Source organism: Acinetobacter sp. F9 (assembly GCF_019195275.1).
Taxonomy (GTDB): domain Bacteria; phylum Pseudomonadota; class Gammaproteobacteria; order Pseudomonadales; family Moraxellaceae; genus Acinetobacter; species Acinetobacter pseudolwoffii.
Window position 1 is genome coordinate 2,606,016 of sequence record NZ_CP078068.1, and the last position, 20,277, is coordinate 2,626,292.

The 20,277-nt window shown below is 41.7% G+C and carries 22 protein-coding genes; 12 read left to right on the forward strand and 10 right to left on the reverse strand.

Going from position 1 to position 20,277, the window contains the following annotated elements; all coding sequences use genetic code 11:
- Positions 1-10: 10 nt before the first annotated feature.
- On the reverse strand, positions 11-889 hold the full coding sequence (gene gigC, locus KT990_RS12380) for a LysR family transcriptional regulator GigC (protein ID WP_005169640.1): 879 nt from the start codon (positions 887-889) through the stop codon (positions 11-13).
- A gap of 85 nt (positions 890-974) precedes the next feature.
- On the opposite strand from gigC, the gene KT990_RS12385 reads away from it, so the two are divergent.
- Positions 975-1,736, forward strand: coding sequence for a ferredoxin--NADP reductase (locus KT990_RS12385; RefSeq protein WP_005169641.1), 762 nt, complete (start codon positions 975-977; stop codon positions 1,734-1,736).
- A gap of 69 nt (positions 1,737-1,805) precedes the next feature.
- On the opposite strand, the gene KT990_RS12390 is transcribed toward KT990_RS12385, so the two are convergent.
- The 5 genes from KT990_RS12390 to KT990_RS12410 form a co-directional block, all read right to left on the reverse strand.
- Positions 1,806-2,531 (reverse strand): amino acid ABC transporter ATP-binding protein, encoded by a 726-nt coding sequence (locus KT990_RS12390; protein WP_171063342.1) that lies wholly within the window; start codon positions 2,529-2,531, stop codon positions 1,806-1,808.
- 14 nt (positions 2,532-2,545) lie between these two features.
- The gene (locus tag KT990_RS12395; RefSeq protein WP_005169642.1) at positions 2,546-3,229 is read right to left on the reverse strand and encodes an ABC transporter permease subunit; all 684 of its coding nucleotides are present in this window, start codon (positions 3,227-3,229) and stop codon (positions 2,546-2,548) included.
- Complete coding sequence (locus KT990_RS12400; RefSeq protein ID WP_074383457.1) at positions 3,229-3,972, reverse strand: amino acid ABC transporter permease; 744 nt, start codon at positions 3,970-3,972, stop codon at positions 3,229-3,231. The genes KT990_RS12395 and KT990_RS12400 overlap by 1 nt, the downstream gene beginning before the upstream one ends.
- A 59-nt stretch (positions 3,973-4,031) precedes the next feature.
- Positions 4,032-4,964 (reverse strand): transporter substrate-binding domain-containing protein, encoded by a 933-nt coding sequence (locus KT990_RS12405; RefSeq protein WP_005169644.1) that lies wholly within the window; start codon positions 4,962-4,964, stop codon positions 4,032-4,034.
- Between the two features lie 293 nt (positions 4,965-5,257).
- Positions 5,258-5,680: a hypothetical protein gene (locus KT990_RS12410; RefSeq protein ID WP_005097893.1), complete on the reverse strand. Its 423-nt coding sequence runs from the start codon at positions 5,678-5,680 to the stop codon at positions 5,258-5,260.
- A gap of 567 nt (positions 5,681-6,247) precedes the next feature.
- Between KT990_RS12410 and KT990_RS12415 the strand changes: the two genes are divergently transcribed.
- The 4 genes from KT990_RS12415 to KT990_RS12430 all read left to right on the forward strand — a co-directional run bounded on the left by KT990_RS12415 (position 6,248) and on the right by KT990_RS12430 (position 9,220).
- Positions 6,248-6,553, forward strand: coding sequence for a hypothetical protein (locus KT990_RS12415; RefSeq protein WP_005097890.1), 306 nt, complete (start codon positions 6,248-6,250; stop codon positions 6,551-6,553).
- Between the two features lie 203 nt (positions 6,554-6,756).
- The gene (locus KT990_RS12420; protein WP_074383455.1) at positions 6,757-8,706 is read left to right on the forward strand and encodes a mechanosensitive ion channel; all 1,950 of its coding nucleotides are present in this window, start codon (positions 6,757-6,759) and stop codon (positions 8,704-8,706) included.
- Between the two features lie 68 nt (positions 8,707-8,774).
- Positions 8,775-8,942 (forward strand): hypothetical protein, encoded by a 168-nt coding sequence (locus KT990_RS12425; RefSeq protein WP_218208873.1) that lies wholly within the window; start codon positions 8,775-8,777, stop codon positions 8,940-8,942.
- 125 nt (positions 8,943-9,067) lie between these two features.
- On the forward strand, positions 9,068-9,220 hold the full coding sequence (locus KT990_RS12430; protein WP_167381268.1) for a hypothetical protein: 153 nt from the start codon (positions 9,068-9,070) through the stop codon (positions 9,218-9,220).
- A 29-nt stretch (positions 9,221-9,249) separates the two neighbouring features.
- Here the strand turns inward: KT990_RS12430 and KT990_RS12435 are convergent, their stop codons facing one another.
- The gene (locus KT990_RS12435) at positions 9,250-10,449 is read right to left on the reverse strand and encodes an NAD(P)/FAD-dependent oxidoreductase (RefSeq protein WP_218208874.1); all 1,200 of its coding nucleotides are present in this window, start codon (positions 10,447-10,449) and stop codon (positions 9,250-9,252) included.
- A 191-nt stretch (positions 10,450-10,640) separates the two neighbouring features.
- On the opposite strand from KT990_RS12435, the gene KT990_RS12440 reads away from it, so the two are divergent.
- On the forward strand, positions 10,641-10,964 hold the full coding sequence (locus KT990_RS12440; RefSeq protein WP_005169649.1) for a DUF4870 family protein: 324 nt from the start codon (positions 10,641-10,643) through the stop codon (positions 10,962-10,964).
- Here the strand turns inward: KT990_RS12440 and KT990_RS12445 are convergent.
- Positions 10,961-11,842 (reverse strand): 1-aminocyclopropane-1-carboxylate deaminase/D-cysteine desulfhydrase, encoded by an 882-nt coding sequence (locus KT990_RS12445; protein ID WP_180083391.1) that lies wholly within the window; start codon positions 11,840-11,842, stop codon positions 10,961-10,963. The two genes, KT990_RS12440 and KT990_RS12445, sit on opposite strands and share 4 nt — an antisense overlap.
- 179 nt (positions 11,843-12,021) lie before the next feature.
- On the opposite strand from KT990_RS12445, the gene KT990_RS12450 reads away from it, so the two are divergent.
- Positions 12,022-12,204 (forward strand): NF038215 family lipoprotein, encoded by a 183-nt coding sequence (locus KT990_RS12450; RefSeq protein ID WP_159516138.1) that lies wholly within the window; start codon positions 12,022-12,024, stop codon positions 12,202-12,204.
- Between the two features lie 103 nt (positions 12,205-12,307).
- Entirely contained in the window at positions 12,308-12,931 is a 624-nt protein-coding gene (locus KT990_RS12455; protein WP_100329141.1) for a LysE family translocator, read from the forward strand.
- A 77-nt stretch (positions 12,932-13,008) separates the two neighbouring features.
- Here KT990_RS12455 and KT990_RS12460 read toward each other — a convergent pair whose 3' ends face one another.
- On the reverse strand, positions 13,009-13,989 hold the full coding sequence (locus KT990_RS12460) for an MBL fold metallo-hydrolase (RefSeq protein WP_218208875.1): 981 nt from the start codon (positions 13,987-13,989) through the stop codon (positions 13,009-13,011).
- Positions 13,990-14,257: 268 nt separating this feature from the next.
- Between KT990_RS12460 and KT990_RS13695 the strand changes: the two genes are divergently transcribed.
- Together KT990_RS13695 and KT990_RS12465 are read left to right on the forward strand one after the other, a co-directional pair.
- Complete coding sequence (locus KT990_RS13695; protein ID WP_005169658.1) at positions 14,258-14,374, forward strand: hypothetical protein; 117 nt, start codon at positions 14,258-14,260, stop codon at positions 14,372-14,374.
- A 90-nt stretch (positions 14,375-14,464) separates the two neighbouring features.
- Entirely contained in the window at positions 14,465-15,529 is a 1,065-nt protein-coding gene (locus tag KT990_RS12465; RefSeq protein WP_100534914.1) for a hypothetical protein, read from the forward strand.
- Positions 15,530-15,839: 310 nt separating this feature from the next.
- Here KT990_RS12465 and metG read toward each other — a convergent pair whose 3' ends face one another.
- Positions 15,840-17,897 (reverse strand): methionine--tRNA ligase, encoded by a 2,058-nt coding sequence (gene metG, locus KT990_RS12470; protein ID WP_218208876.1) that lies wholly within the window; start codon positions 17,895-17,897, stop codon positions 15,840-15,842.
- Between the two features lie 225 nt (positions 17,898-18,122).
- Between metG and KT990_RS12475 the strand changes: the two genes are divergently transcribed.
- Together KT990_RS12475 and KT990_RS12480 are read left to right on the forward strand one after the other, a co-directional pair.
- Positions 18,123-18,926 carry a hypothetical protein gene (locus KT990_RS12475; RefSeq protein WP_159516134.1) on the forward strand — a complete coding sequence of 268 codons (804 nt, stop codon included), beginning with the start codon at positions 18,123-18,125 and terminating at the stop codon, positions 18,924-18,926.
- A 376-nt stretch (positions 18,927-19,302) separates the two neighbouring features.
- Positions 19,303-20,136: a hypothetical protein gene (locus KT990_RS12480; RefSeq protein WP_180001851.1), complete on the forward strand. Its 834-nt coding sequence runs from the start codon at positions 19,303-19,305 to the stop codon at positions 20,134-20,136.
- Positions 20,137-20,277: the final 141 nt, after the last annotated feature.

Here is a 20,277-nt window from a genome sequence, read left to right on the forward strand (position 1 = left end):
GAAAACAAATTTAGGCTTCACAGAAATTCATAAAGGCTCTCAGGCCTGGCCCCTGATATTTCTGGCGATGTACCAGCATAAACAATGGACGCGTTAAAGACCAGAACGGAGTATTGAGAATCACCAGTTGACCTTTCTCGCGTAAAGGCTCAATCGCAAGTTTGGAAATACAGGACATGCCGATTCCGCCGGCTACGATTTTCAAAATTGCTTCATTATGGCCAAGTGTCAGACGGATATTGGCATCTGGCACATCTTTCAAAATGGCATTATCAAAGACTTCGCGAGTACCTGAACCTTCTTCGCGCAGAATCCACTCTACAGATTTGAAATCTTCCGCGGTCAGCTCACGGTTCAATTGCGCTAGGGGATGATCCGGTGCACAGCACACCGCCAGCTCATCATCGCGCCAATGGATACATTGCAGTTGTGGCAGATGACAGGAGCCTTCGATCAAGGCCAGATCCAGCTGGAACTGATTCACCGCTTCAATCATTTGACGGGTATTACCAACTTGCAGCTGTAAATGCGCTTGAGGCTGAATTTTTAGAAAATCGGCCATCAGGTCAGGAATCAGGTAATCTGAAATGGTCAGGGTTGCACCTAAACGTAAATCGATACTTTGAAGCTCACCTTTCGCAACCTGTTCAAAAGATTCGCATCGACCTAAAATTTCCAGCGCTTGAGGGAGAAGAAAGCGCCCCAGGTCATTGAGCTGTAAACGTTTGCCTAGACGGTCAAATAATGGAGCACCCAGACCATCTTCCAGATCTGCTAAAGCCATACTAGCCGCACTTTGAGTAAGTTTGACGGCATCGCTAGCCTTCGTTACGGTACCCTCTTGTGCCACTGCTACAAAAACAGCCAATTGGCGTAAAGTCATGCGCATGAGTAGAGCCTTAACATTTAAAAAATATTAATAAATTATATTGCCATGCTACCATGAGCACAGTCTTTCATGCCACGTTGAAATCATGTCAATTGAAAAATTTAGCCTAGAAAAAGTTTTATCTGTACACCGTTGGACCAATACATTATTTAGTTTCACCATGACACGCCCGGCACACTTCAAATTCACTGCGGGGCAATTTGCGCGTATTGGCCTGCAGGTGGGAGATGAACTGGTGGTTCGTGCCTATTCGGTGGTGTCATCTCCTTTTGATGAAACTCTGGAGTTTTTTTCGATTGTGGTTCCAGAAGGTAAATTTACCTCCAATTTACAGCACCTTAAAGTAGGGGATGAGCTGTTTCTGGAAAAAATTCCGTATGGTTATCTGACGCTGGCCCGTTATCAGTTGCCCTTGCCCAAAGACTTGTGGTTACTGGGCACTGGAACTGGTCTGGCACCTTTTCTGTGTATGTTGCAAGACTTTGAAACCTGGAGCAAATACGAAAAAATCAATCTGGTATATAGCGTGCGTAGCCGGGCTGAACTCGCTTATGTGGAACGGATTCAGGAAATTGCCGAAACCTTTGGCGAAGGACATAGCGGATTTAAATTTATTCCGATTATTACCCGTGAGCCTGATGCACCTTTGCACGATCGTTTACCGGTGCTGATTGCCAATGGTGAACTGGAAAAAGCCGCAGGTATGCAGCTCAATCCGCAGACCACCCATGTCATGCTTTGCGGTAACCCGGAAATGGTCGATGATACCAAAGAAGCCTTAAAAGCCCGTGGCCTGATCATGAACCGGCGTGGCGAAGGCAATATTGCAGTCGAGAATTATTGGTAAGTCTGAATTGCAGATAAAAAAGCTCATCCTTGGATGAGCTTTTTTATCTGCAAGGTGAATAATGACAGCTTAGTGCAGAATCTTGTTCAGGAATTGCTGGGCACGCTCACCACGCGCTGTATTAAAGAAATCATCTTTACTGCAATCTTCCACAATTTTTCCCTGATCCATAAAGATGACCCGGTTGGCAACCTGTCGGGCAAAGCCCATTTCGTGGGTGACACACATCATGGTCATGCCTTCTTTGGCCAGACCGACCATGACATCGAGCACCTCATTAATCATTTCAGGGTCAAGCGCAGAAGTTGGTTCATCAAACAACATGGCAATCGGATCCATGCTCAGCGCACGGGCAATCGCGACACGTTGCTGTTGTCCGCCAGAAAGTTGTGCCGGGAATTTATTGGCCTGTGCACTTAAGCCGACACGATCCAGATAGGCAAGTCCTTTCTGTTTGGCTTCGGCTTCAGAACGACCCAATACCTTGATCTGGGCAATGCTCAGGTTCTCGGTAATACTGAGATGCGGGAACAATTCAAAATGCTGAAACACCATGCCCACGCGACTTCTTAGTTTATTTAAATTGGTTTTCGGATCATTAATTTTAATTCCATCGACCAGAATACTGCCTTGCTGAACAGGTTCCAGACCATTGACAGTTTTAATCAGGGTGGATTTTCCTGAACCAGAAGGACCACAAACCACCACCACTTCACCTTGCCGAATCTGGGTGGTGCAGTCGGTCAGTACCTGAAAATCTTTATACCATTTACTGACATGCTGGAGGTCAATCATGACTTTGGCTTCGTTCATACAGTTAACCTCTGCTGTAATTTTTTAACAATATAGGTGGCGATCATACTGATGGTGAAATAGACCAAACCGGCAAAAATAATATATTGGGTGAGTAAGCCCATCAGGTCACCACGCACATAATTGGTGCGAAAAAAGTCCAACAGGCCAATTGCATACACCATGGTGGAATCCTGAAACAAAATAATGGTCTGTTGTAATAATAGCGGTGTCATTTTGCGAAAGGCCTGAGGCAGTACAATCAGGCGCATGGACTGGCCATAGCTCATGCCGAGAGCAGAGGCCGCATCTGTTTGTCCCTTAGGAATAGACTGGATTCCGGCACGGACAATTTCGGAAAAATAGGCGGCTTCAAACAGCATAAAAGCCACAATACTGGACACCAGTGCCGTATCCACGGTCAGATATTTTCCAGTCACCCCAGTATAGATAAAAGGCACAGCGAAGTAGAACCACATCAGTACCAACAGCAGGGGAATTGAACGGAACAGGTTGACATAACCCTTGGCAATCCAGTTCAACACCTTGATTGAAGACAGCCGCATCAATGCCAGTAAGGTGCCAATAAAGACCCCGCCAATGGTGGCAAAAAATAAGACTTTTAAAGTAATACTCAGACCATGCCATAGGGCAGGTGCGGATAATTGTAAATCCTGAAAAAATGCAGTGAACCATTCCATTATTTAGTCCCCGCAATCAGACCGGGCACCTGAAGGCGCTTTTCCAGAAAGTTCATCAAGCCAATCAGGCAGACATTGATCAGGATAAAAATCAGGGTGACATAGGTGTAAATCTCAATGGTATTTTGCGTATATTCGCTGATGGTTTTCATCTGGGAAATGAGTTCCGCAACCCCGACCAGTGAGGCCACCGAGGTGTTCTTGACACAGTTGGTCAGCTCAGAACTTAAGGGAGGTAAGATCATGCGAAAAGACTGCGGTAAAATCACATAGCGATATAATTGTGTGGTGCTAAACCCCATAGCATAGCCGGCATTGATCTGCCCGGGTGGAATGGCTTCAATCCCGGTACGCACCTGCTCACAAACCCGCGCTGCGGTAAACAGTCCCAAACCAATACTGGCTGAAATCAGCGCCGTGGTATTGGCTCCCAGATCATTGATCCACCAGCTTTGAATGCTGTTCGGCAGAAAATTCGGAACCACATAGAACCAGATAAATAACTGGATCAGTAAAGGCACATTCCGAAAAATGGTGACATAAGCGCTACCAATCGCCCGGGCCGTTGGGCTGGGCAAGGTGCGCATGATGCCCAGCAGGCTACCCAAGAGCATGGCAATCGACCAGGCTACAATCGCAATGACCGCTAACCAGCCGAGGCCAGTCATGATCCAGTTGAGATAGGTGCTATCACCAATCCCGGTCGGTTGTAATAAGACACCCCAATTCCAGCTGTAATTCATGATCACTCCAAAATGGGCTTAAACAGGTGATGCTTAAGCAGATGAATAAGATTCAGAATCTATTGATCGCGATCATGCGGGGTGCTGATCAGGGCCTTCAAGTCATCAGACATGGCAAAGTTCAGGTTGATATTTTTCGGTGGAATTGGCGACTGGAACCATTTCTGGTACATGCTATTGATTTCACCGGAGCTATATGTGGCTTTAATCGCGTCATCTACCACCTGCTTAAATTCGGGGTCTCCCTTACGTAACATACAGCCATAGATTTCATTGATGGGCGCTGTACCTACAATGTGCCATTGTTGCGGATTTTTAGCCTTGGATTTTTCTCCCGCCAGTAAAATGTCATCCATCATAAAGGCAGCAGCACGGCCACTTTGCAGCATTAAAAAGGATTCTGCATGGTCTTTGGTCGAAATAATTTCACCAATGCCCAATTCTTTTTCATGCTGACGAATATAGCGTTCCGATGTGGTGCCGGCAGTGGTCACCAGTTTTTTGCCTTTCAGATCGCTAAAATCTTGAATACCAGAATTGGTTGCGGTTAATAGACGGGAACCTACTTGAAAAAAGCCGACAGAGAAATCGACCTGTTGCTGGCGTTCCTTATTATTCGTCGTCGAGCCACATTCCAGATCAACCGTACCGTTGGAGACCAGTGGAATCCGGTTCTGGCTGGTCACCAGGTTGTAGCGGATTTTTAAATCAGGAAGATTCAGCTTTTGTTTGACGGCTTCGACCACTTTTAATTGCAGGTCATGGGCATAGCCGACTGGCTGATTCGGATTGTCAGCGATATAAGAAAATGGAATCGAGGAGTCACGATAACCTAATACAATCGTGCCGGACTGTTTGATCTTATTGAGCGTGCCAGAAGTATTCTCGCTGCCTTGCTGATTGCTTGGTGCCTGATTATCACTACAGGCACTCAGTCCCAAGGTCAGGGCACTGGCACACAGCAGCGTAGCGAATTGAGTCTTTGTTTTCATCGTGAAACTCCATTTTTCATTTTCAATTATTATGAGTACGCCCGTTTTCAGGCGCTGCTAAGACAATATTCTGATTATTGCTATAAAGTCTAAGTATTCGTTTATATTCATCTTAGTTGATGATTCAAGCATGACTCAAGCTGAATTTATTGCTGAAATGTTACTGAATCAGAAAAGGAAATCTGTGGGATGCTCAAAGGAATGCAAATAAATAAAGAGATTGAACTACAAGCATAAGAAAGAAAAAGTCATAAAAAAACCTCCAAACTGGAGGTTTTTTTATCGGTTCAAGCTTAATGCACAAACATATCCATCGATTCACGAATTTCTTGAATGGCCGTTTCGACATCGGAACTGAGCCAGGTCGGTTCAAAGAATCCAGCGTAGTGCTCAAGACGATCCGCAGGGACGACTAAGCGTACCGGACAATCCTCTTCCAATAAACGCCATGGAATAATTGGCACTTCATTGTCAAGCCATGCTGTTACATCTCGGATATCGATAATCATTGCGTTGACACAGTCCGGGAAAGGCATCACGGAAAACTCTTCAGTACGACGACGGAAATACTCCAAGTCTTGCCAGCGCAGTGCAAAACTCGGTTTACTGAATTCGATAATCCCGATCAGATGCTGATCGCGAGTATGATGCAAAGTGCATTGGTGGGTGACATCAGTGTCAAGATCCAACGATACACTTTGTTGACGATACGCCATAGAGCTCGATGAAATAAAAAAATGAGGGACACATTATAGCCCATTTTATAGAAACTGAGCAGTGCTATTGTTTAGCGCAAATTTTAGTGTTGGTTCTGCCCTGAGGTCGCGTACTGAAGCTCTTGAATTTCAAAGGACTGCATACCACTCAGGCAACTCAAGCAAACTGGGATTGGAAAAGAATGGAGAAGCTAAACCTCATTATCAGATTGATTATAAAGCCTTTTTCTTTTCTGATACGCTTTATATCGCTCTATAAGAAGGTTTAAGCGAATAGTGTTGCAATTATTCAAGCGATTAGATGTGTTGATCTGCCAGTAATTTTCTATGTCATTCACATGAGGGAAAAATGAATAGCAGGATAATACTGAGTTAAACCCATTCACCATCAACCAGTAGCGATCAGTGAATTAAAAATGAGCACGATTGCTTAAAGATTATTCTAAATATTATTCATACATATAACTTACATCCCGTCACCATCTCACCATGTTTTGTCACAGAAGCTGTTTTAACTGCTTGTTATGCTAAAAATCTACTTATGAATAACAAAGAGTGAGGATGGTTATGGTCGATGATTTCAATAAAAAACCACCTTTAGATCATCAGACAGCAGTGACGCAAAAAAAGCGTATTCCTGTTTATATCTTGATTTTGGTAGGTATCTTTTTACTGGCATTACTGTTCTATATGTTTGCTGACATGAATCCAGACGCAAATGATGCACCTGCTGGACATCCGAACCCTAATGTGCAACCTGCGACACCAAACAATACGACTCCAGTCGGTGAACCTACAGAAGCTACTGCAACGCTAGGTGATGGAACAGAAGCAACAGCAACTGCGACAGATGATGCACAGGCGGCTCGATAACTCAGACATATATCAAAAGCTCTAGTGAAACCACTGGGGCTTTTTTGCAATATATTGTGATGTTTAAGCTAATGATAGCTAGCTGGCTCAAGTCTAAAAACATCAAATCTGAAGGTGAATCCGAAAGAAGAAGGGGCTGAATGTTTCAAGGATAGGCTCCCGATTTCAGATAAATAGCTTAATAACAAAGAGGGTAAAACAACATGAATGATTATATGAGAAGTCCGCGTGGCGGCTTCGACGCCATGTATTATTGGGATCAGTTTCATCCCATTCTGAGTGCAATTGCCATATTAGTCATTGGTTGGATCATTGCATTACTGGTTTCGGCAGCAGTCAAGAAAGTCTTGCAAAAACTTGGAACCAATACACACTTAAATACGGCGACAGGCCATCGCTCTAATATCGAAAGTATTATTGCCCGGGTGGTGTTCTGGATTATTCTGATTATTGCCGTAATTGGTTCACTGAATGTACTCAACCTGACCAGTATCAGTGGTCCTTTCAGTAATATGATTCAGCAATTCCTGTTATTTATCCCGCAGTTACTAGGTGCAATTGCAGTCGGATTCATAGGGTGGATTGTCGCCAACCTGGTGAAAATAGGGCTACAAAAGCTACTTGACCGAACCCAACTAGACGAAAAACTCAGTGCTGAAGTGGGTGTCAGTCCCATTAGTCAGAACATCAGTGAAATTGCTTACTGGTTAATTTTATTACTGTTCTTGCCAATCGTACTGTCTATTCTGGGACTCAACGGTCTGTTGTTACCAGTTCAGAATATGCTGACTGATGTCGTAAGCTACTTACCAAATATCTTTATTGCTGCAGTGATCATTTTTGTCGGTTATATTCTGGCAAAAATTGTTCGCGGTATTGTTGAAGGCCTATTAAACAGTCTGAATGTACAACAACAAGCTGAAAAAGTAGGTATTTTCAAAAATTCCAATGTGGCACAGGTGATTGGTTCATTCATCTTCGCTGTCGTGATCATTACTGCATTGATTATTGCTTTTGAAGCATTGGGTGTCGAAGCGATTTCTCAGCCTGCCACGGCGATGCTGTATGAAATCATGAATGCCATTCCGAATATTATTGCTGCTGCCTTAATTCTGATTCTGGCTTATGTGGTCTCTAAACTGGTCGCACGTCTGGTGGTTGAAGTGGTATCGGGTACAGGTGTTGATGAAATTCCTGCCAAACTGGATGTACAGCGTTTTTTAGGCACCACTAAACTTTCGAGTGTGGTCGGTTATCTGATCGTATTGTTCACCATGTTATTTGCAGTGTCCGAAGCAGCAGACCGTCTCGGCTTTGAACAGGTGAGCGGCCTGATTGCGATGTTTATTTACTTCGGCGCCAACATCTTGCTCGGTGCCGTGATTCTGGTGATCGGTTTCTGGCTGGCAAATATTGTCGCGAACATCGTACAACGCGGTGAATATAACAGCTCACGCTGGTTAGCGAATCTGGTGCGTGTCCTGATTATGGGCTTGGTCGTTGCCATGGGTCTACGTGCCATGGGTATTGCCGACTCGATTGTGAACCTGGCATTTGGTTTAACGCTGGGTGCTGTCGCAGTAGCATTTGCTCTGGCTTTTGGTCTGGGTGGTCGTCAGCCTGCGGAGCGAGTTTTAACAGATCTGATTGATAAAGCAAAACGCGAAGCCAAAGAACCGAATCCAGTCAAAGATCAAGCTGAAAACAGCATATTTTCAGGATTAGGTACTCAGAGTACTTCAAGTACAACGGACATGGCAGGCACGACAGGTGCAGCGATGGGGATGGGTTCTACAGATACATCAATGGGACAATACTCCGACCGTTCACAAAACATGACCGGTACTACTGATTCTTCAACCACTACGCCAGGAGCAGGTATTGTGCCAAATCAAGATTCAGACGCAGAGGGTACTACGCCAATGAGTACGGACTTATCGCATACCACACCGGCAATCCTCACCACTGCACCGCAGGATGATGAATCATTGGGTATTGATCCGGTCAATCCGGATGCGGATCAAGCCGTACCTGATTCAGTAAAAGTCGATCCGACTCATCCGCCAGTCAATAATCCATTTGGTTCAACCGGAGAAAAAGAACCAAATGTCGATATTGATCGTTCCACTCAGAAAAAAGATGACCTGAAATAACCTGTCATTTTTAACCAAAATCGGCCACGCTCATGTGGTCGATTTTTTTCAGTCACGAGGAAAAATAAATGAATAGCAAGAAACCCAACAAAGTTCTGGCTCCTTTGGTTATCGCGGGAATTACCATTGGCTTTTTTACCGCGGCCTATCGATTTATTTTTGTGAAGAGCAAACAGGACGAGCAGTCAGAGCGAGCGCTGGATAGGAAAATACCTGATAGAGACGAATTTAACTGAAAGAATTCTACTGAATAACAAACAATAGAATTTGGCCTTTAAGAAATATATAATATTCAGGTGAATACTAAAATGATTTTGGTATTCTTCTTGCATTAAAAATATAAAAAAGGGAGATCAACATCATGTGGCAAACACTATCATATACATTCAAGAACACTTCAGCAGATGAAGCACCGCTATATTTGCGAGAAGCCACTCGAAAAATGCAGCTGACGATTGACCGTTTAGGAAATACGGCCAATCTCAAGCTGTTTAAGACAGATTATCTGGAATGAACTAAATATCAGTCTTGATGATCTATTGATTAAACATATTCCGATGCGGCATGCGCGGATGACCATGCCCATTGGAAATTATAGCCGCCCAAATGCCCGGTAACATCCAGCACCTCACCAATAAAATACAGGCCTTTCTGCTTTTGACTTTCCATGGTTTTTGAAGAAACCTCGCTGGTATCCACACCGCCCAAAGTCACTTCCGCAGTACGGTAGCCTTCTGTTCCGGATGGTTTCACTTCAAAACCATGCAGCCGTGTCGCAATCTGCTCCAGTTGATTATCACTGATATTGCCAATTGGGTTTTCTGCGACGTCAGTCCAGATTAGACCCTGTAATTCAGCCACGACACTTTTCGGTAAAAATTCATTGAGTAAAGTACGCAATAACACTTTGGGCTGGCTTTGTTTTTTGGTTTTAAAGAAATCCAGCAAATCTATACTTGGTAAGAAATCGACTTGAAAGCTTTGACCGACATTCCAGTAATTGGACAATTGCAGGGAGCTTGGGCCACTTAAACCACGATGGGTAAACAGCAGTGCTTCGGTGAAACTGTTGAGCTCATTGGAGAGTGTCGCTTCTACGGCATTACCACTCAAACGAGTCGTCACCTCCTTAAATCCATCAGAGAAAGTGAAGGGCACCAAACCGGCACGGGTTGGATAAACATGATGTCCAAACTGTTTTGCGATATCATAGCCAATGCCCGAACCGCCCAGCGTCGGAATGGACAAGCCGCCGGATGCCACTACTACAGATTCAACCTCAAAATATCCAAGTGATGTAGCGACTTGAAAGCCTTGATCATCGACCGGATTGACTGCCTTTACTTCGCAGCTGGTTTTAAGATCGACCAGACCGGTCTTGTCACATTCTGCCAATAGCATTGACAGAATATCTTTTGCACCATTGAGGGTAAACAGTTGTCCATGTTTGCGCTCTTCATAAGCAATACCATATTCACAGACCAGGCCAATAAAGTCCCAATTGCTATAACGCGTTAATGCTGAAATCACGAAATGTGGATTATGCGAAATATAATGGCTTGGTTCGACCTCCAGATTGGTAAAATTACATTTACCGCCGCCAGACATCAGGATTTTTTTGCCAACTTTATTGGCTTTTTCCACCACTACGACTTTACGCCCACGTTGTGCAGCCATATACGCCGTCATTAAACCTGAAGCACCGGCACCTATGACGAGAACATCGTATTGCTTGGAAGACATAAAACACTCGAGGGAGAACAAAAGGAAAGCATTATAGACAATTTTATTTCCGCTTTCTCTATTCCTGAACAATCAACAGGCTGATTGCCGATTCGTATTAGAGTTTAAACATAAAATATTTGTAAGTCGGCTTAAAATCATGCATAGTTTTTGTACAGTTTTACAAAAATCACAATAATAAGGCAGGGCTTATGGCAACGTCAGAGGATCTAAAACAATACAACCTGATCAGTTATATTCTTTATATTCTGGGGTTTTTTCTGGGTGTGACCCCATTTATAGCCATTATCATGAACTATATTAAACGTGATGAAATGCGCGGCACCTGGCTGGAAAGTCATGTGGACTGGCAGATTAAAACCTTCTGGGTCAGTTTGCTGGGTTATATTGTTGGTGGCTTATTAACTATGATCTTGATCGGATTTCTAATCATCTTTCTGGTCTTTATCTGGCATATCTACCGCTTGGTCAAAGGGATGATTGCGCTGAATAATAATCAACCGATTCAGGCTTAAGCAATTGTAGAAGTAGTGTCAATGTTACGGCCTTGCAACCCGCCGCTATGAATCACCAGCAGTCTAGATCCTGCTGGGAAATAATCTTTTTCAATCAAATCAAAGATGCCCATCAACATTTTAGCGGTATAGACCTGCTCTAGTGGAATTGCAAATTCGGTTTCAAAATCCCGAATAAACTGTATGAGGGCTGTGCTGGTTTTGGCATAGCCGCCACAGCAATAATCATCCAGAATAGTCCAGTTGGTTTTGCTGGTTAGTTGCGCGACTTCATCTTTTAAAAATGAGCCTTGCAGCGCTGAAAATCCTAAAACCTGCTGATGCGCCTGACTGGCTTCGATCAGACCGGTGATGGTTCCACCAGTGCCTACTGCGCAGCAAACCACATCAAATTGAGTATCTTGCGGGCTCAAAATTTCCTGACAGCCCTGAATGGCCAAAGCGTTGGTTCCACCTTCAGGAATGAGATAATGCTCAGGAAATTGTTGTGCGATTTCGGCCAGATACTCAGGCTGTTGCTTGCGACGATAGTGTTCACGACTGACAAAATGTAGCTGCATCCCCAACTGCCGTGCGGTGGCTAAAGTCGGATTGAGTGGCCGATGGGCCAGCTCCTCACCCCGAATAATCCCCACACTTTGAAAACCAAACTGCTGTGCGGCAAATGCAGTGGCCGCAATATGATTGGAATACGCACCACCAAAGCTGAGAATCTGCCGATAACCCTGTCTTTGTGCTTCCAGAAAATTGTATTTCAGTTTAAAAAACTTGTTGCCTGAAATTTGCGGATGTACCAGATCCAGACGACGTATTGTTAAAATAATATCGTGAAAATTAATCTGTTGATCGGGAATATTTTGGGCAATCTCTGCAAACATAAAAATTAACACAGTCAGTTATTCGGCCATTATAGCGAAAGCAGTAAAGATCAGGGATTGAGAATAAGTCATTTTCAGGCATGAGATAAAAATTGACGCAGAATGTCACAAATATTCTGCTGATTATTTAAGCAGGGATGCTAATCTAAATACAGGAAACCCTTGAGGAGGGTAGAATAATGAAAATATTGTCCTATGCTGTTTTGGTTGGTGTAATGCTCAGTTTGTCGGGCTGTGATGATGCGATGAATAAACCTAAAACAGAGACCCGTACCATGATTATTGGTGGTGTACCGGTACATGATCAGGATTACCAACTGTTAGGCACGCAATTCATTGCTCAGGATCAATTAAAACAGTAAGCCATTACAGTAACTAAAATTCCTGACCAATACTGAAATTTTTAAAGCAAATCATCCGGTTTTTGCTTAAAATAATCCTTCAATTTTTAAGTCAGGTTATCTCGTGGAATCATTCTGGATTTTAGGCTCAATTGCTGTTGCCCTGATGTTAGGTGCAATGAGTCCCGGGCCGACTTCTATTTATGTGGCAAAAAATTCAATTGCGATTTCACGTAAACATGGTTTATTTACTGCATTGGGGACTGGTCTAGGTGCTGCAATTTTCGGTTTGCTGGCAGTACTGGGTTTGCAGGCATTTTTGCTGGCTGTGCCGTCGGCTTATCTGGCCTTAAAAATTTGTGGGGGGCTATATTTACTTTGGCTGGCTTTTAAAATTATTAAGCATGCCAAAGATCCGATTGAGGCAGATTCGAGCATTACCAAACAGATGTCTTTACGTCGCGCTTTTACCACAGGTTTAATCACGCAGTTGTCGAATCCAAAAATTGCGATTGTGTTGGCCAGTATTTTTACCGCCTTATTACCAAAAGAAATTCCGAACTATTTCTATTTTGCTTTGCCCATTTTATGTTTTTTTATTGATGCTGGCTGGTGCTCACTGGTGGCCATTGCACTTTCTGCTGAAAAGCCGCGCCGTGTGTATTTAAAGTTTAAGGCATTGTTTGATCGGGCAGCAGGTGCGGTGATGACCGTGCTCGGATTAAAACTTATTTTCGGGATGAAATAGTTTCAACACTTGAAGTCATCATCCTTGGAAAGTGATCATTCTTACTAGCTTTCCAAGGGACAGCTGATCATTTGAACTTAATCTTTAAAATGCACGGGAATCCATTGATAGCTTTTAGCATCTTTAGAATAAACATGCCCAATTCCCGGAAATGGTAAATGTGGTGCTGCCACCGTCTGGCCATTCTTTGTATATTCCGCAAAATACTTTAAGCGGGTTTCAACCGCTTTTTTCGGATCGATATCAAAATCTATAGCTGTCTGTGGACGATCAAACTGAATGGTATGGGAATGTACAATATCCCCAATAAATATCATTTCCTGACCTTGTGATTTTAAGCTAAAACCAAAATGTCCCGGTGTATGCCCAGCTGAACTGATCACATCAAAACCATTGATTTTATCGCTAGCCTTAAAGGTCTTTAACTGACCTTTGGCCTGATAAGGTGCGATGGCTTTCTTGATTTTATCGACTGTACCCAAAAAACCGGCCTGTTTTGCTTTTGGTAATTTTTCTACACTTTTAGGATTCATCCAGAAATCCAGTTCGGCTCGCGATACATAAATATTTGCATTGGCAAAATTGGCGACGCCGTTATTACTGATGCCGCAAACATGATCAGGATGTAAATGCGTTAATAAGATCGTATTGACTTGCTCAGGCTTTTGTCCAGATGCCTGTAAATTTGAATAAATAGACCCAAAGTTTGGCCCATTACAGCTAGAAGCACCGCTATCCACCAAGACCAGTTCTTTGCCTGTATTTACCAGGAAAGCATTGACGGAGGTCTGGATGCCTTTGCTTTGGTCAACATAATATTTTTTTAAAATCTGATTCACTTCTGCTTCAGGAATATCCTTAAACAAGGCTTTGGCTAAATAATTGGTGCCATCCAGCAGGGCAGTAATCTGGTAATCTCCAAAGCTGTATTGATAATATCCGGGAACCTGTTTTTGTTGTTCTAAAGTGGAAGGCGTTTGTGCGTGTGTTGGGGAAATACCTGCCAATGAACCTAAAGCAAGGAGTGATCCGACAAGAGAAGAGCTGAGGTATTTCATGGCTATTCTTATGTAATTAAAGTCAACTCTATGTATTAGCATGGATATTGATAAAAAAGAATATGAATATATTTACTATTTTTTTAAATCGAAATGGCGATTTAGCATCTGTACTAAAAATTCAGTGTGAATCTGTATATTGATTTTTTGAAAGTAAAGAATGTGTTTTTTGTAAAAATATTATTATAAATAAAATGCTTAGATGTATTTCACTTTTTATTAAAAGCTCGTTAACATAGGGTATTACGAACAAGCTTTGGATGTCGCTATGAGTTTTTGGAAAAGAAAAAACAATGCCAGCTTTGTATTCTTCATCATTACCTTATATGCGCTGATTGGTTTTGGACTGGGTTATTTCATTTGGGAATTTGTGTTGCAAGGCTAAGTGACCCAGTAATAAAAAGCCTCTAGAGATAGAGGCTTTTTTGATGGATTATTTCGAAGAAAATAGATAATTACTTAATGAGAGCATTGTATGAGCGAACCAGAGTACTCAGGAAAACCTTTAGCTTATTTAGATCAAAATATTCTAGACTTATTTAGTGAATATAAAGAAAAGCCAATGCTTAGTAGAGATTCAGATTTTTTTAGATATTTAAAAGAAGAAGTACAAGCTGTTTATTCACCCATTACTTTAGAAGAAATTTACAGATCAGTAATAAAGGGGAAAAGCAGTAAATATTGTGTTGAGTTTTTAGATATCTTAAGGGAGTTAAATGCACACTATATCGCCTTAACTACTGATGAGCATGGGACTTTAACAAATACTATTTTTAGATCCTGGGATGATCCACTAGTTCATTTTAATAATTACATTGAAAATAATTTTTTAAACAAAATGATTAATCCATCAACTAAGAATTTATTTGCTTTATATGGTGGTGTAAAGGATTTTAAAACTTTTGAATACGAACAAATTGAAGCTTTTGATAATTTATTACTATTTTTAGAAAAATCTTTAAGTGATCTTAAAAACAGTACATACAAAGATGACTATCTTTTATCAGAAATAGAAAAATTTAAAGTTAAAATTCCTAACCTAATGAATCAGCGAGATGAATATAAATTATATATTCAGAGATCGGTAAGGCATTTAGAAGAGTCTAATAAAGAAAAATCACCTCATAAATTTTTACGAGAATCATTGAATATCAATCATGATAACTTACAAAAAATTAAATTACCAAATGCTTTAAATCAAATATGGAAATTACTTCAAGAAAACAATCCTGAATTGGAAAATAATGAGTTAGATGACTTCTTTCAATTGAAAAATTTAATTGGTTCAGGGCAGGAATACTATATTTTTCAAAAAGTAAATCAAATTTATACTATATTAAATCTGATCGGTTATTATCAAGATGAAGGATTACATAAAGAAAAGCGTTTTATTGCATCATTCAGTGACATGTCACATGCATCTTATGGTTGTTTTTGTGAATATCTAATCACTCGTGATGAAGCCTTTGCACAAAAAACTAATGTTGCATATGAGTATTTAAATATTGCAACTCAAGTTTTTTGGCTCAAATTAAAATGATTTCAAACTAAAAATAGTGTTAAGCCAATACTTTATTTAAAAATCTGGTCTGTTCGATGTAATAAAAAAGTTGACTTAGTGATGGTATTAATTTAGTTGGAGGCGACATGGATGTCGCCGTTCACTTGTGGTACATGGACGTATCATCAAGTGAACAAGAGATTTTTGTTACTTTTGATCTTTCAAAAGTAAGGCAATAGTTTCTGATCTCTCCCTAACCCTCTCCTTTAAAAAAGGAGAGGGAATCTAAAGGCATAAAAAAAGCCCCTACATCAGTAGAGGCTTTTCTTATCATCTAAGATTGAAAATCTTAAGACACTTTATCACCCGGTTGAGCACCAGATTCAGGTGAAATCACCCAAACGCCTTCGCCATTACCCGCAGCTAACACCATACCGTTCGAAATACCAAAACGCATCTTACGTGGAGCAAGGTTCGCCACCATCACCACCAATTTACCTTTTAGGTCTTCAGGTTGGTAGAACTCACGAATACCGCTAAATACGTTACGTGGCTCAGCTTCACCGACATTCAAAGTCAATTGAAGCAGCTTGTCAGAACCTTCAACCGTTGCAGCTTCCAAAACCTCAGCCACACGCAGGTCAACTTTCATAAAATCATCAATATTAATAATTTCAGCTTCGCCGACTTTAGCTTCAGGCTTCGTCGATGCTTTCTTCTCTTTTTTCTTTTCCGTTTTTGCTGTTTCAGCAGGGACAGCTAAAGAATCTTTAGACGCATCGACCATTGCGGCAACCGCTTTCGGATCTACACGTTGCATCAATGGTTGGAACAATGCAATTTCGTGACCGACCAGAATCGTTTCACGAGAAGCGAAGTCGAAAGATTCTAACTGCAAGAAATCTTGAACTTGTTGCGCCAGTGTTGGCAACACCGGAGCCAAATAAACAGCCAATTGACGGAACAAGTTAATACCAACAGAACATACGTCATGCACTTGTTGTTCTTCGCCTGCAATCTTCGCTAAAGCCCAAGGCTTTTTCTCATCGATGTATTGATTGGCTTTATCTGCAAGCGCCATAATTTCACGAATCGCAGCAGAGAACTCACGTGACTCATATTGCGCTGCGATTGAATCACCCGCATCAATGAAGCTTTGAACCAATTCAGGCTCTGCACAAGTTGCAGATAATTTATTGTCAAATTTAGTGTTGATGAATTTCGCACAACGGCTGGCAATATTGACCACTTTACCAACCAAGTCAGAATTTACTTTCTGCACGAAATCATCCAGATTCAAGTCAGAATCTTCAACTTTGTCTGAAAGTTTCGACGCGAAGTAGTAGCGTAAATATTCAGGGTTTAAATGTTCTAAATAGGTTTCCGCTTTAATAAATGTGCCGCGAGATTTCGACATCTTCTGACCATTGACAGTCAAGAAACCGTTTACAAATAAACCTGATGGCGTACGGTAGTTAGCACCTTCTAGCATTGCCGGCCAGAACAGCGCATGGAAATACACAATGTCTTTACCAATGAAGTGATACACCTCATTTTTAGAATCTTTTTTCCAGTAGTCATCAAAGCTTAAATCAGGACGTTTGGTTTTGATATAGTTTTCAAAACTCGACATGTAGCCAATTGGCGCATCGACCCACACGTAAAAGTATTTGTTGGGTGCGTCTGGAATTTCAAAACCGAAATATGGCGCATCACGCGAGATATCCCAATCGTTCAGGCCATTTTCAAACCATTCATCTAATTTGTTGGCAATCGAGACCGGTAAGCGGCCTTCATCACGTGTCCATTTTTGCAGGTATTCACCAAAATTCGGCAACTTAAAGAAGTAATGGTCAGATGATTTTTCGACAGGTGTTGCACCGCTTAAAGTCGAATGTGGGTTCAATAATTCGGTTGCATTATAAGTTGCACCGCAAACTTCACATGAATCGCCATATTGATCTTCTACTTTACATTTCGGGCAGGTGCCTTTAATGAAACGGTCGGAGAGGAACATGCCTTTTTCAGGATCGAAAAGCTGGGTGACAGGACGAACCGCGATATTGCCGGCATCACGGTTTTTGAGATAGATTTCAGATGCACGTGCACGGTTGGTATCGCTATGGGTAGAATCATAATGATCGAAGTGCACCGCAAAACCGTCAAAATCACGGATATGTTCTTTTTGCACGTTGGCAATTTGTGCTTCCGGTGAAATTCCGTTGGCTTCAGCACGTAACATGATGGCTGTGCCGTGAGCATCGTCCGCGCAGACATAAGTCACATCATGACCCATTGCACGCATCGCACGTACCCAAATATCAGCTTGGATATAACCGAGTAGGTGACCCATATGAATCGGGCCATTGGCGTATGGAAGGGCGTTAGTGACTAAGATATTACGCACGGATATGACTCTCTCATTCGTATATTATGCAAGGTGGATGATTTTACCTGATGCAGGTCCGAATACAAAGCAATCCTTTAAGCGAATCAATTCCATTTCACCGCGAATTCGTGTCGAAAGGTCTTTGTATTTACAGAATGTCTTGGAAATGTAGATTTCCCTATATTGCGTTGCCAATAACAGTGATAATAGGCCATTGATCTAAAAGCTTTGAGCTAGAAAACCATGATTGACGAAGATGATTTTGATTTTGACCAACCTGTCACGCGTATTAAACAAAATGCAGCGAGTCAAAAACAGTTGGGCAGTCAGATTTTAAAAGATGCAGAAGCTTATCTTGAAGACATCTCGGCAGATGAACATACACTTTTAATCAAAAACTTATCGGGTTTAGTCGCGCAAGATGCTTATTTCCAAGTGCTGGCAGATCAGCTCGATCAACCGATTGGCGCGAAGTTTGCCAATGATGCTTTAAATTTGATGCATTTTTGGCCGGCCACTCACCAGTTTGAAGATATTGAGCAATTTAAGCTACTCGATATGATCAATAGCGAATATTTCCAAACTGAAATGCTGAAAGCCTTTGATGCCTTAGAGATTGATGAAGACATCAAAGCCAAGCGCCGTTTGGTGCTGCTTGAAAGCTTGAAAATGTACAAACTTGGCTTTTACAGCGGTTGTATTCCAAATGTCTATGCGCAGCTCGAAGGTATTTTGACAGATATCCTGATCAAAGCAGGCTTCTTAAAGCAAAATGGTACCAAGTTTGTCGATGTCTATAAAATCGTACCGGGTTTAAAAGGCAATGAAATTAAAAGCCTGTGGCATAAGTCTAAAATTGCGATTGAACTGAATCCGTATTTTGCTGAACTTGCTGCCTATAAAATGGATTCAAGCTCGAATGTGACCATGAGCCGTCATAACATGCTACATGGCACAGATGTCGACAACTTCAATCAAGCACGCAGCTTCATTCTGTTGATCTGGTTGTTCTCTGCGGTCAGCTTTATGAGCACCTTGCGTGTCTGACTTGAAATAATATCTCCTGATGCATTTGCATCCTATAAACATCTGATGTGAATTGGCAACACTGACTCTTTGGCTTTGGACATTATGCTATGACGGCATTTGAATTGGGCAGCCAAAGAAAATGTGCTGACAGGCTTACCAAGCCAGACTTTGTCGAAACCCCAAGTAATCGATTGACTTGAATCGCCAGAATCCAAAAGAGTTGGATTATTGATCTTTGCAATACTGATTGGGCGCAGCTCATGCTACAGACTGCAAACAATAGCAACAACATGTACAGGCTTTGTTGCAGTTTGCTTACTGCGCCCGATTTGCCCCACGCTTTGTGCTAAAAAATGGCTGATTGTTTATATGATATGCCTAAGGAGGGTACCTCATGACTCAGCAGAACCAGAGCAATAGTTCAAAGCAAAATCAAGACAAAGAACAACATGAGAAACAATTAAATCAGAAAGCCAAAGAAGAGCAAAAGCAAAACCAGAATGACCAGAAGCACAATCAGTCGCATGATACACAAGACACAAAGCCACACCAGACTGATGAAAATTCTGATAGTAAACAAAACTCTAAAGATACAGGTACTGACTCGGAATCGAAGGATGAAGACTCTAAAGAGCAGCCATCTGATCAAAAAAATGATTCAAAAGACGGGCAGTCAGACAACAAAACCGAAAGCTTTAAGATGGATGACTTAAAAGCCAAGGCCATTGCGATTGGTGAGGAGCTATTACAAAAAGGCGAAAAACTTCTGAATGAGCTAAAACATGGCAAGTCCAACGGCCAGAAAAATGATGATCAAGGTTCAGATGACGCAAAAAAGGCAAAAGCTGATCATAGCACTGAAGATAAATCATCGAATCAGTCAGATAAACAAAATGCTAAAGAAGCTCAGACCGATCAACAGGCAAGCATGGCCAATTTAAAAGATGAGGCTGTACATAAGTTTGAAGATACAAAACAAAAGATTACTGAGTTAGTCAGTGAAGCCTCTACCAAGCTGGGTGAGCTGAAACAGATGGCGGCTGATAGCATGAATAAAATGAAAGAAAATCAATCTCAGGGCAATGATTCTGATCAGCAAAAAGATGCCAAAGCTCAAAATTCAGAATCGAAATCAGATCAGTCTGACAAGAGTGAATCTAAAGAAGATCAGGATAAAAATGCCAAGGATCAGCAGCACAAGTCTGAAAATAATAAAAATCATAAATAGACTGTGATTATTGTAGAGCCACTTTAATCAAAGAGGGTTAAAGTGGCTTGCTACACCTAAAATCAATAAAAATTCTTTTCACATCAAAAAGAATCCAGTTGGCTTTACTTTGATTGATTCACTTTTAGCATGCCTATCCGC

Excerpts from the sequence above, each read along its gene's own strand:
- gigC (WP_005169640.1), bottom strand. The coding sequence starts at position 889 with ATGCGCATGACTTTACGCCAATTGGCTGTTTTTGTAGCAGTGGCACAA.
- KT990_RS12410 (WP_005097893.1), bottom strand. The coding sequence starts at position 5,680 with ATGGCGTATCGTCAACAAAGTGTATCGTTGGATCTTGACACTGATGTC.
- KT990_RS12405 (WP_005169644.1), bottom strand. The coding sequence starts at position 4,964 with ATGAAAACAAAGACTCAATTCGCTACGCTGCTGTGTGCCAGTGCCCTG.
- KT990_RS12475 (WP_159516134.1), top strand. The coding sequence starts at position 18,123 with ATGATTGACGAAGATGATTTTGATTTTGACCAACCTGTCACGCGTATT.
- KT990_RS12395 (WP_005169642.1), bottom strand. The coding sequence starts at position 3,229 with ATGGAATGGTTCACTGCATTTTTTCAGGATTTACAATTATCCGCACCT.
- KT990_RS12400 (WP_074383457.1), bottom strand. The coding sequence starts at position 3,972 with ATGAATTACAGCTGGAATTGGGGTGTCTTATTACAACCGACCGGGATT.
- KT990_RS12480 (WP_180001851.1), top strand. The coding sequence starts at position 19,303 with ATGACTCAGCAGAACCAGAGCAATAGTTCAAAGCAAAATCAAGACAAA.
- KT990_RS12415 (WP_005097890.1), top strand. The coding sequence starts at position 6,248 with ATGGTCGATGATTTCAATAAAAAACCACCTTTAGATCATCAGACAGCA.
- KT990_RS12465 (WP_100534914.1), top strand. The coding sequence starts at position 14,465 with ATGAGCGAACCAGAGTACTCAGGAAAACCTTTAGCTTATTTAGATCAA.
- KT990_RS12440 (WP_005169649.1), top strand. The coding sequence starts at position 10,641 with ATGGCAACGTCAGAGGATCTAAAACAATACAACCTGATCAGTTATATT.
- KT990_RS12430 (WP_167381268.1), top strand. The coding sequence starts at position 9,068 with ATGTGGCAAACACTATCATATACATTCAAGAACACTTCAGCAGATGAA.
- KT990_RS12425 (WP_218208873.1), top strand. The coding sequence starts at position 8,775 with ATGAATAGCAAGAAACCCAACAAAGTTCTGGCTCCTTTGGTTATCGCG.
- KT990_RS12420 (WP_074383455.1), top strand. The coding sequence starts at position 6,757 with ATGAATGATTATATGAGAAGTCCGCGTGGCGGCTTCGACGCCATGTAT.
- KT990_RS13695 (WP_005169658.1), top strand. The coding sequence starts at position 14,258 with ATGAGTTTTTGGAAAAGAAAAAACAATGCCAGCTTTGTATTCTTCATC.
- KT990_RS12435 (WP_218208874.1), bottom strand. The coding sequence starts at position 10,449 with ATGTCTTCCAAGCAATACGATGTTCTCGTCATAGGTGCCGGTGCTTCA.
- KT990_RS12450 (WP_159516138.1), top strand. The coding sequence starts at position 12,022 with ATGAAAATATTGTCCTATGCTGTTTTGGTTGGTGTAATGCTCAGTTTG.
- KT990_RS12445 (WP_180083391.1), bottom strand. The coding sequence starts at position 11,842 with ATGTTTGCAGAGATTGCCCAAAATATTCCCGATCAACAGATTAATTTT.
- KT990_RS12460 (WP_218208875.1), bottom strand. The coding sequence starts at position 13,989 with ATGAAATACCTCAGCTCTTCTCTTGTCGGATCACTCCTTGCTTTAGGT.
- KT990_RS12385 (WP_005169641.1), top strand. The coding sequence starts at position 975 with ATGTCAATTGAAAAATTTAGCCTAGAAAAAGTTTTATCTGTACACCGT.
- KT990_RS12390 (WP_171063342.1), bottom strand. The coding sequence starts at position 2,531 with ATGATTGACCTCCAGCATGTCAGTAAATGGTATAAAGATTTTCAGGTA.